We start from the raw sequence: 12,839 nt of genomic DNA on the forward strand, positions 1-12,839 counted from the left end.
ACCATGGCCATCAGCACCCCCGTCGCCCCGGCGACCTCCGGCGCCGACACCGACCGCCCGGACGTCATCGTCATCGACCACGTCCGCAAGCGGTTCGTCGTCCGCAAGGACAACACCATCCGCGAGCGGATCGTCACCCTGGGCCGTGCCGGCCGGAAGCACCGGCAGGACTTCTGGGCGCTCGACGACGTCACCGTCTCGATCCAGGCCGGCACCACCGTCGGGCTCATCGGGCAGAACGGTTCCGGCAAGTCGACCCTGCTGAAGGCCATCGGCGGGATCATCCAGCCGACGTCCGGCACGGTCGCGCGCCGCGGTCGTCTGGCAGCGCTGCTCGAGCTGGGCGCCGGGTTCCACCCGGACCTGTCCGGCCGCGAGAACGTGTTCCTCAACGCGAGCCTGCTCGGCCTGACCCGGAAGGAGACCGAGGAACGCTTCGACGACATCCTCGCGTTCTCGGGGATCGGCGACTTCATCGACACCCAGGTGAAGTTCTACTCATCCGGCATGTACGTGCGGCTCGCCTTCGCGGTCGCCGTGCACACCGACCCCGACGTCCTGCTGGTCGACGAGGTGCTGGCCGTCGGTGACGAGGCGTTCCAGCGCAAGTGCCTCGACCGCATCCGCTCGTTCCAGGAGCAGGGCAAGACGATCATCATCGTCACGCACTCCCTCAGCCAGGTGCAGGAGATGTGCGACCGGGTCGTGCTCCTGAACAAGGGCAAGGTCCTGCACGACGGGGACCCGATCGGTGCGGTCAGCCTGTTCCGCGACGTCCTCGAGGAGCGCCGGGCCGGTGAGCTCAGCGCCGACGTGGCGGTCGGCCGCGGCACGGTCATCGCGGCCTCGGTGCACGCCGACGGCAAGGGCCAGCGCGACGGCGTCACGCCGGGCGACGACCTGCTGGTCGACATGGAGTTCGAGCACCTGGACGGCGTCGAGGACTGGGAGGCCGCGGTCCAGATCAACAACACGGCCGGACAGGTGGTGTACGGCACCACCACCGGCATCATGGGCATCCACCTCGACCCGCTGCACGGCCGCAAGAAGCTCCGCCTCCGGATCGCGGACACGAACTTCGGCACCGGCAAGTACTTCATCAACGTGTCGATGATGGACTCCGCGGGTCGGCACCTGCACGACCTGCCCGAGTGCGACTCGTTCGAGGTGCCGTCGTTCGGCGACGCCGTCGGCAGCGTGTACGCGAAGCCCTCCATCGAGGAGCTGGCCTGACGATCCCCGACGGCGTGACCAGCACCGCGGTCGTCGTCGTCAACTGGAACCGCGCCGACCTGACCACCGCAGCCGTCCGCGCCGTGCTCGCCGAGGGCACCGCCGACGACGTGATCGTCGTCGACAACGGATCATCCGACGACTCCGTCGCCGTGCTCCGCCGCGACCTGCCGGACGCCGTCGTGATCGCGCGGGACGACAACGGCGGTTTCGCCGCCGGCGCGAACACCGGGATCCGGCACACCGACGCCGACGTCGTCGTGCTCCTGAACAACGACGCGGTCCCCGCGCCCGGCTTCGTCGCGGCGCTCCGCGACCACCTGGCGCAGGCGGGGCCGGAGGTCGCGGCGGTGACGGGCCGCATCGTGCTCGCCGGACGCTGGATGGGCCTCCCGGCCGGTGCGGAACCCGCCCCCGACGCGCGCGTGCTGCGCGACCACGACGGCCGTCCCTGGACGCCGTCGGCGGACGGCGAGGTCCGCCTGAACTCCACCGGCGTCCGCGTCGACCGCGACGGCAACGGCATGGACCGGGACTGGTTCGCGCCCGTCGACCGCGTCGCCGACGTCGACGTCTTCGGCTTCTCCGGCGGCGCGTCGGCCCTGCGGCGGAGCGCGCTGGACGACGTCGGCCTGCTCGACGAGTCCCTGTTCATGTACTACGAGGACACCGAGCTCGCCTGGCGGCTCCGCCGACGTGGATGGCGCGTCGAGCACGCCGCCGGCGCGGTCGTGGAACACGACCACTCGGCGTCGTCCGGGGTGCAGAGCGACCTGTTCCTCTTCCGCAACGCCCGGAACCGGATGGTCGTCGCGCTCTGGCACGCACCGTGGCCGACCGTCCTGCGGGCGAGCGCCCGGACCCTCTTCCGCGGTCTGCGCGGACTGCTCACCGCGTCCACCCGTCGGGAGGCCCGGCTCGTCCTGGCAGCGTTCGCGGACGTCGTCGGGGCGCTCCCGTCGCACCTCGCGCGCCGGCTCCGCGAGTCGCGGCGCGCATCCGTCCCTCGTCGCGGCGTGGGCCCGGGCGCATGAGCGCGGAGGGATATCCTGGTCACTCCCCCGCCGACGGACCCGACCGTGGCGCCCCCGTTCGGAAGGACCCACGCGTGCCGCAGCTCACCGTCCTCGTCGACGGGACCGCGGTACCGCGCGAACTCGGCGGTGTGGGCCGGTACGTCGACGGCGTTGTGTCACACCTGACCGATCCGGCGCTCGACGTCCACCTGGTCGTCCGACCCGTGCACGCCGAGCACTTCCGCGCCGTCGCGCCGCACGCCACCGTGCACACCGCGCCGGCGTGGACCGACTCCGTGCCGCTGCGGTTCCTCTGGGAGCAGACCGGCCTGCCGGCACTCGGCCGCAGGATCGGCGCGCAGGTGCTGCACTCCCCGCACTACACGTTCCCGTTCGGCTGGCGCGGCGGATCCGTCGTCACCCTGCACGACGCCACGTTCTTCTCGAACCCGGAGTGGCACTCCCGCTTGAAGCGCACGTTCTTCACCTGGTGGAGCCGTCGCTCGCTGCGCACCCGCCCGGTCGTCATCGTGCCGAGTGCGGCCACCGCGACCGAGGCCGCGCGGGTCGTCCGCGGGATCCGCGCGGACGTCCGGGTCGCACCGCTCGGCGTCGACCGTGCCGTGTTCCACGAGCCGTCGATCGCCGAGGTCGAGGACGCGCGGATCGCGGCGACGCTGCCCGAGGGTGCACCCTGGATCGCGTTCCTCGGCACCATCGAGCCCCGCAAGAACGTCACGGCGTTGTTGGACGCCTACGCCACCGTGCGGGCGTCGCGAGCGACCGCCGGTTCGGACACCCCGTGGCTCGTGCTCTCCGGGGCACGCGGGTGGGACGAGTCCGCGATCGCACGGCTCGACGCCCTGCAGCCGGACGACCGCGTCATCGAGGCCGGCTACCTGCCCCTCGAGGACCTGTCCGGCTACCTCGGCGGCGCGGAGTTCGTCGTCTACCCGTCGCTCGGCGAGGGCTTCGGCCTGCCGGTCGTCGAGGCGATGGCCTCAGGCGCCTGCGTCCTGACCACCCGGCGGTTGTCGCTGCCCGAGGTCGGCGGGGACGCAGCCGTGTACACCGAGCCGTCCGCTCCCGCACTGGCCGAGGCGATGGCCGCGCTGCTCGACGATCCCGCCCTCGTGGCGTCGCACCGGGCGGCGGCGCTGGCGCGTGCCGACGTGTTCACCTGGCAGGCCACCGCGGCCGTGCACGTCGACGCGTACTCCGCCGTCGCCGGGGGTGCACGGTGATCCGGGTCGCGGTGCTGACGGTCACCTACAACACCGGTGAGACCATCCGGCCGTTCTTGGCGAGCGTCGCCGCTGCGTCGTCCGAGCCGGTCGCCGTCGTGATCGCGGACAACGGGTCGGCCGACCTCGACGCACTGCGGGCGATCGGCGAGTCCTACGGTGCCGTCGTGGTGTCCTCCGGGGGCAACCGCGGCTACGGCGGGGGCATCGACGCCGCGCTGAGCGCCCTCGACGACGTCCTGCCCGACGTCCGCCCCGAGTTCCTGCTCGTCACGAACCCCGACGTCGTCCTCGCACCGGGATCGATCGACGAACTCGTGCGCGCCGCCGACCGGCTGCCGACGGGCGGGTCGTTCGGGCCACGGATCCTCGACGAGCAGGGCGAGACGTACCCGTCCGCGCGCCAACTGCCGTCGCTCCGGACCGGACTCGGCCACGCGGCGTTCTCGCGGTTCTGGCCCGCCAACCCCTGGAGCCAGCGGTACTGGTCCACGACGCAGGTCGTCGAGCGTGAGGCCGGGTGGCTCTCCGGCGCGTGCTTCCTCATCCGCACCGACCTGTTCCGGCAGCTCGACGGGTTCGACGAGTCGTACTTCATGTACTTCGAGGACGTCGATCTGGGCCAGCGCGTGGGTCGCTCCGGTCGCGCGAACGTGTACGTGCCGACCGCCGTGGTCACCCACACCGGGGCGCACTCGACGTCGTCGAACCGTCGCCGGATGGAGATCGAGCACCACCGCAGCGCGTACCGGTTCCTGTCGCGGAAGTACCGGGCGTGGTGGCTGTTGCCCCTCCGTGTGGTGCTGCACGCCGGTCTGTCGCTCCGAGCCCGCTGGGTCACGCGCAAGTAGCGCGAGCCGGCGGCGGGCGTCAGGAGCCGGGGCGCAGACGCCTGCGTGCGGCGCGTGCGGCTGCGAGCAGCACCGTGGCCCGGGCGTCGAAGGAGTGCTCCGCCGCGATCCGATCGGCGACCGCAGCACGTTCGGCGGCCGCCGGCCACGCGTGCGCCGGGTCGAGCAGGGCGGCCACGTCGTCCCGCGAACGGGAGACGGCGAGCGTCGGGACGTCGAGCACGTCCCCGAGGCCGGCGACCTCGTCCGTGACGACGACCCCACCCGACGCCAGCACGTCGAACACCCGGTTCGACACGAAACCGCCCGCCGCCATGTCCGGCCAGTGGTCGTTGAGGACCACGCGGGCGGACGCGTACGCCGTCGCGACCTCGGCCCGTGAGAGTGCGACGGCCCCGAGCATCGCAGAGGGCACGACGCCGTCCCACCCCGGGCCGTGCACACGCAGGTCGGTGCCGAGTGCGACCGCGTCGGCGACCACCGGCCGGGCCGCGCCACGGGTCGACCCGACGAAGACGACGTGCCCCGCGTCCGCGCCGGACTCCGACCGGGCGGCCGGGTGGAACACCGCCGGGTCGGTCGCCTGCAGCAGTGTCCGGACCGGCACGCCGGCACGTGCGGCGGCTTCCGCAGCCCACACCGGACCCGCCGCGAACGCCGCGTCGAACGACCGGAGCTCGGTGTCCGAGACGTCGTCGGGGTGGCTGATCACCCAGAGCAGGTTCACCGACGCGGGGTTCGGCGGCACACGGTCCAGCCCGCGGATGACGAGCGTGACGTCGTCTGCGGCGTCGTCGTCCCGGACGTGCGCGTCACGCCGGTCGACGCGGACCTGCTGGCCGAGGCCCTCGAGAGCGCTCGCGAGCTCGGTGGCGAAGTGCACGTCGCCCCATCCGTCGCCCTCGGGGCCGGCCGGGGCGGCGATCTTGACGGACCAGGACAACCGGTCGTCGTCGGATCGCGATCGGAGAGCCGGTGTGACGGGTCGCGCACCCCACGGGGGCAGCGGGGGTCCGGCTGCGACCGCTCCGTCGCCGTCCGGCGCCCGGTCGCGCCAGACCGAGAATGCATCCACCGTCGACGCGTCGACCGTCCGTCCGGCCTCCGCCGAGCGGTCCAGCGACCACACCGCGCGCACGGGTCCGCCGTCGCGGTCCGCGACCGCGCGGGTCCAGCTGGTCAGGGTCATCCGCTCGTCCGGGAGGCACGGTGCCGCCACCAGGGAAGCGCCCGGCATCGAGACGGCCGGCTGGTCCGCTGCGAAGACCGGCACCACAGCGAGCGGGAAGCCCTCGCGGTCGTCCGCCTGGCTGCGGACCGGGCTCGTCGACCCGTCGTCGGACCAGGGAAGCGCTCCCGGGCGCACCAGCCGCACGCCGTCCCGCTGCGAACCGTCGGGCATCCGGATGCGGGCCTGGGCCACGCCGCCGCCGCCGGCCTCCGCCAGGACCTGCAGGTCCTGGTCGGTCACCCAGACCGTCGAGTCGACCACCAGGAGCACCCGCCCGACCCCGTCGGCGACCCCGGCGTTGATCGCCGAGCCGATGCCGTCGACCGGGTCCGAGCGGACCCAGGGGATCCCCCGCGCCTGCTTGCCGACCGGCGACGCATCGGCGACGTAGCCGACCGCGCGGGTGTCCGCCGAGGGGCCGAACGCCATCCGGGCCGCGGTGACCATCGACGGCAGCGCGTCGTACCGGTCGGACCGGCTCACCAGCAGCACCGTCACCGACCGGTCGAGTGCCGGCAGGGCACCGTCCCAGCCGACCACCCGTTCGGGGTGGTCCGGCGTCACCGACGGGCGACGGGCCTCCGAACCGGAGACCGCCGCATCCGGTCGGCGGCGACGGAAGAGTGCCATGCGAGGACCGGCCGGGGGCGACGTCAGACGGCGAGCAGTCGCTGCAGGTAGACGCCGTAGCCGCCCTTGACGAGCGGTGCGGCCAGGTCGGCGAGCTGCGCGTCGTCGATCCAGCCGTTGCGCCAGGCGATCTCCTCGATGCAGCCGATCTTGAAGCCCTGACGGTCCTCGATGACCTTGACGTACTCGGACGCCTGCATCATCGACTCGAACGTGCCGGTGTCGAGCCAGGCCGTCCCGCGGTCGAGGACCTGGACGCCGAGCTCGCCCGCCTCGAGGTAGCGCTCGTTGACGGTCGAGATCTCGAGCTCCCCGCGGGCGCTCGGCTCGATCGTCTTCGCGATCTCGATGACCTTGTTGTCGTAGAAGTACAGGCCGGGGACGGCGTAGTTCGACTTCGGCTCCGCCGGCTTCTCCTCGATGGAGACGGCGGTGAAGTCGTCGTCGAACTCCACGACGCCGTACGCCTTCGGGTCGGCCACGTGGTAGGCGAAGATGGTGGCGCCGTCGACCTCGGTGTTCTTCCGCAGGTTCGTGCCGAGGCCCGTGCCGTGGAAGATGTTGTCGCCGAGGACCAGCGCGACGCTGTCGTCGCCGATGAACTCCTCGCCGATGACGAACGCCTGCGCGAGGCCGTCCGGGCTCGGCTGGACCGCGTACTGGATGTCCATGCCGAGGGACGAACCGTCGCCGAGCAGGGCACGGAACTGGTCGTTGTACTCCGGCGTCGTGATGACGAGGACCTCGCGGATGCCGGCCATCATGAGGGTCGACAGCGGGTAGTAGACCATCGGCTTGTCGTAGATCGGCATGAGCTGCTTGCTGATGCCCTTGGTGATCGGCCAGAGACGGGTGCCGGAACCCCCGGCCAGGATGATGCCCTTCATCGCGGTGTGCTTCCTTCGTTCGTTACTTGGTCGTGCGGAGCGACTCGGTGTACGCCACGCACTCCTCGTAGGTGGGCAGCAGACCCGCGGCGGCGGCTTCCTCGAGCGTCGGCGCGCTGGTGTCCTTCTCGGACAGGACCGGCTCGCCGAGTCCGTCGGGCAGCTCGAGGCCGACCGTCGGGTCGAGGATGGTGATCCCCTTCTCGCGCTCCGGGGCGTAGTGGGCGCTGACGAGGTAGTTCACCGTGGACTGGTCCTCGAGCGCGACGATGGCGTGCCCGAGGCCCTCGGACAGGTAGACGGCCCGACGGTCGACGTCGTCGATGCGCACGGAGTCCCACTGCCCGAACGTCGGCGAGCCGACCCGGATGTCGACGATGTAGTCGATGAAGGCGCCGCGCACCGCGGTCACGTACTTGGCCTGGCTCGGCGCGACGAGGGCGTAGTGGATGCCTCGGGCCACACCGGCCGCGGAGATCGACATGTTCACCTGTCGGAGGTCCAGCGGGTGACCGACCGTCTCTTCGAGGACGTCGGCGCGGTACGCCTCGAGGAATGCTCCTCGTGCGTCGCCGTGCTGGACGGGCGTGAACTCCCACGCGCCGGGGATCTTCAGTTCGCGGATCTGCACGGCTGCACCCTACCAAGCCGCCCGCCCCTGGACCCGTCGGCAGGCCGTTCCTGCGGCGGTCCGCGGGTTCGCATAGGCTGTCATGGCCTCGCGCACCTGCCGGACCCCATGAAACGAGACACTGCGAACCCGTGAAGCTCTTCATCCAGATCCCCTGCCTCAACGAGGAGAACACCCTCGCCAGCGTCATCGACTCCATCCCGCGGGAGATCGACGGCATCGATGAGATCGAGATCCTGGTGATCAACGACGGCAGCACCGACCGCACCGTCGAGGTCGCCAAGGAGCACGGTGTCAAGCACTTCGTGCACCACACCACGAACATGGGGCTCGCCCGCTCCTTCCGGGACGGCGTCGATTACGCGCTGCTCCACGGCGCGGACATCGTCGTCAACACCGACGGTGACAACCAGTACCCGCAGGCGCAGATCGCCGAACTGGTGCAGCCGATCCTCCGGAAAGAGGCCGAGATCGTCATCGGCGACCGGCAGACGCGCACCATCGAGCACTTCTCCGGCTTCAAGAAGCTCATGCAGCGCTTCGGCTCGTGGGTCGCCAGCCGCGCCGCCGGGCTCGACCTGCCCGACGCCGCGAGCGGGTTCCGCGCGTACTCGAAGTACTCGCTCATCCGCCTGAACATCGTCACGCGCTTCAGCTACTGCATGGAGACCATCGTGCAGGCCGGCTACAAGCGTCTGGCCATCGCCTCGGTGCCGATCACCACGAACCCGAAGACCCGCGAGTCGCGGCTGTTCAAGAACATCTGGCAGCACATGTTCCAGTCGGGTTCGGCGATCGCCCGCGTCTACCTGATGTACCGGCCGATGGCGCTGTTCCTCTGGGTGGCGGCGATCCTCGGGGCGCTCGGGGCCTGGCCGCTCGTCCGGTACCTGGTGCTGCTCGCGATGCACACCGGCGGCAACCACCTGCAGTCGATCATCCTCGGCGTCGTCCTGTTGATCACGGCGGTGCTGAGCATCGTGATCGGCGTCGTGGCGGACCTGACCCGCCTGAACCGGACCCTGGCCGAGGAACAGCTCGACCTGCAGAAGCTGCAGCGGTATGGGGACTGAGCGCGGAACGTCCTTGCTCGACCGGCGGACACGCTTCGCGCTCTGGGTCCGTCGACCCGGCAGCTGGGTGGAGATCGCGGCCTGGGCTGCGCTCGCAGCGTTCGTGGTCTGGACCATCGGACCGGCACTGATCGGACACGGCACCTTCCTGAACACCGGCCTGCTCGGGCGGTACACCCCGTGGGGTGAGACGTTCCAGTCGACGACGGCGTCGACCAACATCCTGAACAGCGACACGATCGACACCGTCGCGCCGCAGAACTCGCTCCTGACCCGCCTCGCCCACGAGGGCGTCTTCGGCGCGTGGAACCCCTACGTCGCCGGTGGCGCGGAACTCGGCGGCGTGCCCGACTCGGGCGCGTGGTCCCCGCTCGCCCTGCCCTGGTGGATCCTCCCCCTGGCCGCCGCCCCGGGCTGGGTGAAGCTCCTCGAGATCGTCGTCGTCACGGTCGGCATGTCCCTGCTGCTGCGCCGCTGGGGTGTCCCCCGCGCGGGCTGGGCGATCGCCGCCCTCGTCTACTCGTCGTCCGGGTTCATGGTCGCGTGGTCGAACTGGCCGCAGACACGGGTCGCGGCCTGCATCCCCCTGCTCTTCTGGGCGATCGACCGCGCCGCGGTGGAGCTCCGCGCGCGTGACGTCATCGCCGTGGGCGTGCCGCTCGCGTCGATGCTGCTCGGCGGGTTCCCGGCCATCGTCGGCTACGCCCTCTTCATCGGTGGGCTGTACTTCCTCGTCCGCACGATCGTCGCGCACCGACGGTGGGTCCCCGTGCTCGTGAGCGGGGCGATCGCGGTGGGCGGCATCCTGTTCGGCCTGCTGCTCTCCGCGTGGCAGCTCGTCCCCTTCGCCATCAACGCCACGAGCCTGGTCGACTTCAGCGGCCGTGGGCAGAGCGGCCCGAACGGTCTCGGCACCCCGCCGCTCGTCAGCGCGTGGGTACCGGACATCTCGTTCGTGCAGAGCACCGGCCCGGCCTGGGGCATCCGCAACCCGGTGGAGGAGTACTCCTACCTGGGGATCGCGGCCGTGGTGCTCGTCGCCGCGGCGGTCCTCATCCGCCCGGCGACGCACACCGTCGCGTCCCTGCCCGACGACGCCACACCGGCCGTCCGCGCACGGCACGACCTGGTCCGACGTCGCACCCGCGGCGTCGTCGCGATCGTCGCCTCGATGCTGGCGCTCGCGGTGGTCATCGTCTACCTCGGCGGCCCCGTCCTGTCCGCCGTCCGCGAGCTGCCGGTGTTCGACACGAACCCGATCGGTCGCGCCCGCGTCGTCGTGATGTTCCTCGCCGCCGCCATGGCCGGGGTGGGCTTCGGCCGCCTCGTGCAGCCGGAGAACCTCCGTGACGAGCTGGCACGCTTCCGCGCCGCCGGGCCCCTCCGGCGCACCGGTCGGATCGCCGCGGTCGCCGTCGTGTTGTTCACCGCCGTCGGGGTGGGGATGCAGACCCTGCTCGCGATCCCGCCGATCGCCGAAGAGTACGTGCACCGCACCAAGCTCGAGATCCTCACGGTCGGCATCCTCGGCGCGGTCACCGTCGTGCTCGTCGTGCTCGTCTGGGTGTTCCGGTCGCGGGTGCTGGCGACCGTCGCGGCGGTCGGGGTCGTCGCGCTCGTCGTCGTCCCCGCCGTGACGGCCACGAAGCCCTGGTGGCCGATCGCGCCCACCTCGACGTTCTACCCGACCACCCCCGCCATCGACTACCTGCAGGAACACGTCTCCGCGCAGGACCGCTACGCCGCCACCGGCAGCGCCATGCTCCCGGGGTCGTCCTCCTACTACCGGATCCGCGAGACCACCGGACACGCGTTCCAGACGGGCGAGTGGAAGGACCTCATGCGGGCGGTCGACCCGGACACGTACCCGACGGCCACGTACCTGACGTTCGAACCGAACCTCATGCCGTCGCTCGCCCGGTCGGGGATCCTCGACCGGCTCAGCACGAAGTACCTCGTCGCCGATCCGTCGGCGCCGCTCGCCGGCACCGCCGAGGCGGGTGCGGCGCAGACGAAGTGGTCGGACCTGACCGCGGACAACCCCTCGGTGGACTCGGCCAGCAACACCGGCCCGGTGAACGGCATCACCTTCACCGGTCCACCGGCCCCCACCCTGACGCCCGGGGGCATGACCCTCGACGTGGCGATCGTCGCGGACGACTCCGGCAAGACGATCACGTCGACGTCGACCCGCGTGCCGGGCCTCGGCGGCCCGCGGAACGTGGCGCTCCAGGGCTCCACCATCCCGAGATCGACCTCGTGGCACGTCCGCATCACCGTGACCGGGCAGGACAAGCTCGTGCCGATCGGCACCGACGACGCCGGCGACGCCGTGATGAGCATCATCCGTCCGGTCTCCGGTGACGGCGTCCGGGTGGTGCACACCGGCGATGCGACGATCTACGAGCGCGGTGCCGCCCTGGACCGCGTGCGCTGGGCGTCCGACCAGGTGGTGGAGCGCACCGGACCGGCGCGCGTCCGGGCACTCGCCGACCAGTCGCTGCCGGACTCGACCGTCGTCCTGAGCGCTCCGTCCGAACACACGGCCGACCCGGACTCGAGCGCCGAGATCACCCTGCGGGGCAGCGACGTGAACAGCACGGTCGCCGAGGTCGACGCCACCGGGAGCGGCTGGGTGGTCGTCGCCGACTCGCTCCAGCGCGCCGGCTGGACGGCGACCGTCGACGGCGAACCGACCGACCTCGTCGCGGCCGACGACGCCGGCGCCGCCGTGTGGGTCCCCGCCGGCGAGCACACGGTGGAGCTGCGGTACACGGTGCCGGGCGCCCGGACCGGGTACCTGCTGACCGGCGGCAGCGTCGTCCTCGCCGTCCTCACCTGCACCGTCGTCACCCTGCTCGTCCGGCGCCGCCGCAGGCCGGGCGACGACGCGGCACGGCTGTGACCGGCTGGTATCGTCAACCGATCCACGGTCGACCGGCGGTCCTGAACGACACGCCGACGACCGACGCACCACCGGACGGCCACCGTCGACCGGAGAACACCGATCCCAGAACCACACCGACTCCGAAAAGGAACCAGACCTCGTGAAGATCCTCGTCACCGGCGGAGCCGGCTTCATCGGCTCGAACTTCGTCCGACGCACCCTGCAGGACGCGTACCCCGGACTCGAAGGCGCCGAGGTCGTCGTCTACGACGCACTGACCTACTCGGGCAACCTCGAGAACCTCGCCCCGGTCTCGGACTCCCCCCGGTACACGTTCGTGCAGGGCGACATCCGCGACGCCGCGAAGCTCGACGAGGTGATCCCCGGCATCGACGCGATCGTGCACTTCGCCGCCGAGTCCCACGTCGACCGGTCGGTCCGCGACTCCGGCATCTTCGTCGAGACGAACGTCGTCGGCACCCAGCGTCTGCTCGACGCGGCGCTCCGCCACGGCACCGAGCGCTTCGTCCACGTGTCCACCGACGAGGTCTACGGCTCCATCAGCGAGGGGTCGTGGGACGAAGAGCGCCCGCTCGAGCCGAACTCGCCGTACTCGGCGTCGAAGGCCGGCAGCGACCTGCTCGCCCGCAGCTACCACCGCACGCACGGGCTGAACCTCTCGATCACCCGCTGCTCGAACAACTACGGGCCGTACCACTTCCCCGAGAAGGTCATCCCGCTCTTCGTCACGAACCTCATCGACGACCTGCACGTCCCGCTCTACGGCGAGGGCAACAACATCCGTGACTGGCTGCACGTCGACGACCACACCCGCGGCATCGCGATGGTCCTGACCCGCGGTCGCGCCGGCGAGATCTACAACATCGGCGGCGGCACCGAGCTGACCAACAAGGAGCTCACGCAGCTGCTCCTGGACGCGACCGGCAAGGACTGGTCGTACGTCGACCGCGTCGCCGACCGCCTCGGCCACGACCTGCGCTACTCGGTCGACATCTCGAAGATCAGCAGTGAGCTCGGCTACGAGCCGCAGGTGCCGTTCGAGCAGGGCCTCGCCGACGTCGTGCAGTGGTACCGCGACAACCGCAGCTGGTGGGAGCCGCTCAAGGAACGCGCCGCCCTCTCCTGAGCCGCCGTT

10 protein-coding genes are annotated in these 12,839 nt (G+C 71.4%); 7 read left to right on the forward strand and 3 right to left on the reverse strand.

All coding sequences use genetic code 11. The features are described from left to right. The first annotated feature begins 3 nt into the window (after positions 1–3). The 4 genes from DEJ35_RS10130 (at position 4) to DEJ35_RS10145 (ending at position 4,344) form a co-directional block, all read left to right on the forward strand. Positions 4–1,233 (forward strand): ABC transporter ATP-binding protein, encoded by a 1,230-nt coding sequence (locus DEJ35_RS10130; RefSeq protein ID WP_110861217.1) that lies wholly within the window; start codon positions 4–6, stop codon positions 1,231–1,233. Between the two features lie 14 nt (positions 1,234–1,247). Continuing rightward, complete coding sequence (locus DEJ35_RS10135; RefSeq protein ID WP_220036885.1) at positions 1,248–2,267, forward strand: glycosyltransferase family 2 protein; 1,020 nt, start codon at positions 1,248–1,250, stop codon at positions 2,265–2,267. Between the two features lie 74 nt (positions 2,268–2,341). Continuing rightward, the gene (locus DEJ35_RS10140; RefSeq protein ID WP_220036886.1) at positions 2,342–3,493 is read left to right on the forward strand and encodes a glycosyltransferase family 1 protein; all 1,152 of its coding nucleotides are present in this window, start codon (positions 2,342–2,344) and stop codon (positions 3,491–3,493) included. Next, entirely contained in the window at positions 3,490–4,344 is an 855-nt protein-coding gene (locus DEJ35_RS10145; protein WP_110861223.1) for a glycosyltransferase family 2 protein, read from the forward strand. Before DEJ35_RS10140 ends, DEJ35_RS10145 begins: the two co-directional genes overlap by 4 nt. Before the next feature lie 19 nt (positions 4,345–4,363). Here the strand turns inward: DEJ35_RS10145 and DEJ35_RS10150 are convergent, their stop codons facing one another. The 3 genes from DEJ35_RS10150 to DEJ35_RS10160 are packed head-to-tail and all read right to left on the reverse strand — an operon-like array spanning position 4,364 to position 7,723. Beyond that, the gene (locus tag DEJ35_RS10150; protein ID WP_111192669.1) at positions 4,364–6,205 is read right to left on the reverse strand and encodes a glycosyltransferase; all 1,842 of its coding nucleotides are present in this window, start codon (positions 6,203–6,205) and stop codon (positions 4,364–4,366) included. A 23-nt stretch (positions 6,206–6,228) separates the two neighbouring features. Next, positions 6,229–7,092 carry a glucose-1-phosphate thymidylyltransferase RfbA gene (gene rfbA / locus DEJ35_RS10155; protein ID WP_110861227.1) on the reverse strand — a complete coding sequence of 288 codons (864 nt, stop codon included), beginning with the start codon at positions 7,090–7,092 and terminating at the stop codon, positions 6,229–6,231. Positions 7,093–7,114: 22 nt separating this feature from the next. Further along, positions 7,115–7,723: a dTDP-4-dehydrorhamnose 3,5-epimerase family protein gene (locus DEJ35_RS10160; RefSeq protein ID WP_111123608.1), complete on the reverse strand. Its 609-nt coding sequence runs from the start codon at positions 7,721–7,723 to the stop codon at positions 7,115–7,117. Positions 7,724–7,854: 131 nt separating this feature from the next. Between DEJ35_RS10160 and DEJ35_RS10165 the strand changes: the two genes are divergently transcribed. The 3 genes from DEJ35_RS10165 (at position 7,855) to rfbB (ending at position 12,830) form a co-directional block, all read left to right on the forward strand. Continuing rightward, complete coding sequence (locus DEJ35_RS10165; protein WP_110861231.1) at positions 7,855–8,796, forward strand: glycosyltransferase family 2 protein; 942 nt, start codon at positions 7,855–7,857, stop codon at positions 8,794–8,796. Positions 8,797–8,809: 13 nt separating this feature from the next. Then, positions 8,810–11,701, forward strand: a complete 2,892-nt coding sequence (locus DEJ35_RS10170; protein WP_111123607.1) for a hypothetical protein — start codon at positions 8,810–8,812, stop codon at positions 11,699–11,701. A 142-nt stretch (positions 11,702–11,843) separates the two neighbouring features. Further along, a complete protein-coding gene (rfbB, locus tag DEJ35_RS10175; RefSeq protein WP_027466479.1) occupies positions 11,844–12,830 on the forward strand; it encodes a dTDP-glucose 4,6-dehydratase in 987 nt (328 codons plus the stop codon). The last annotated feature ends 9 nt before the right edge of the window (positions 12,831–12,839 follow it).

It is taken from the genome of Curtobacterium sp. MCPF17_051 (assembly GCF_003234595.1).
Classification (GTDB): Bacteria; Actinomycetota; Actinomycetes; order Actinomycetales; family Microbacteriaceae; genus Curtobacterium; species Curtobacterium flaccumfaciens.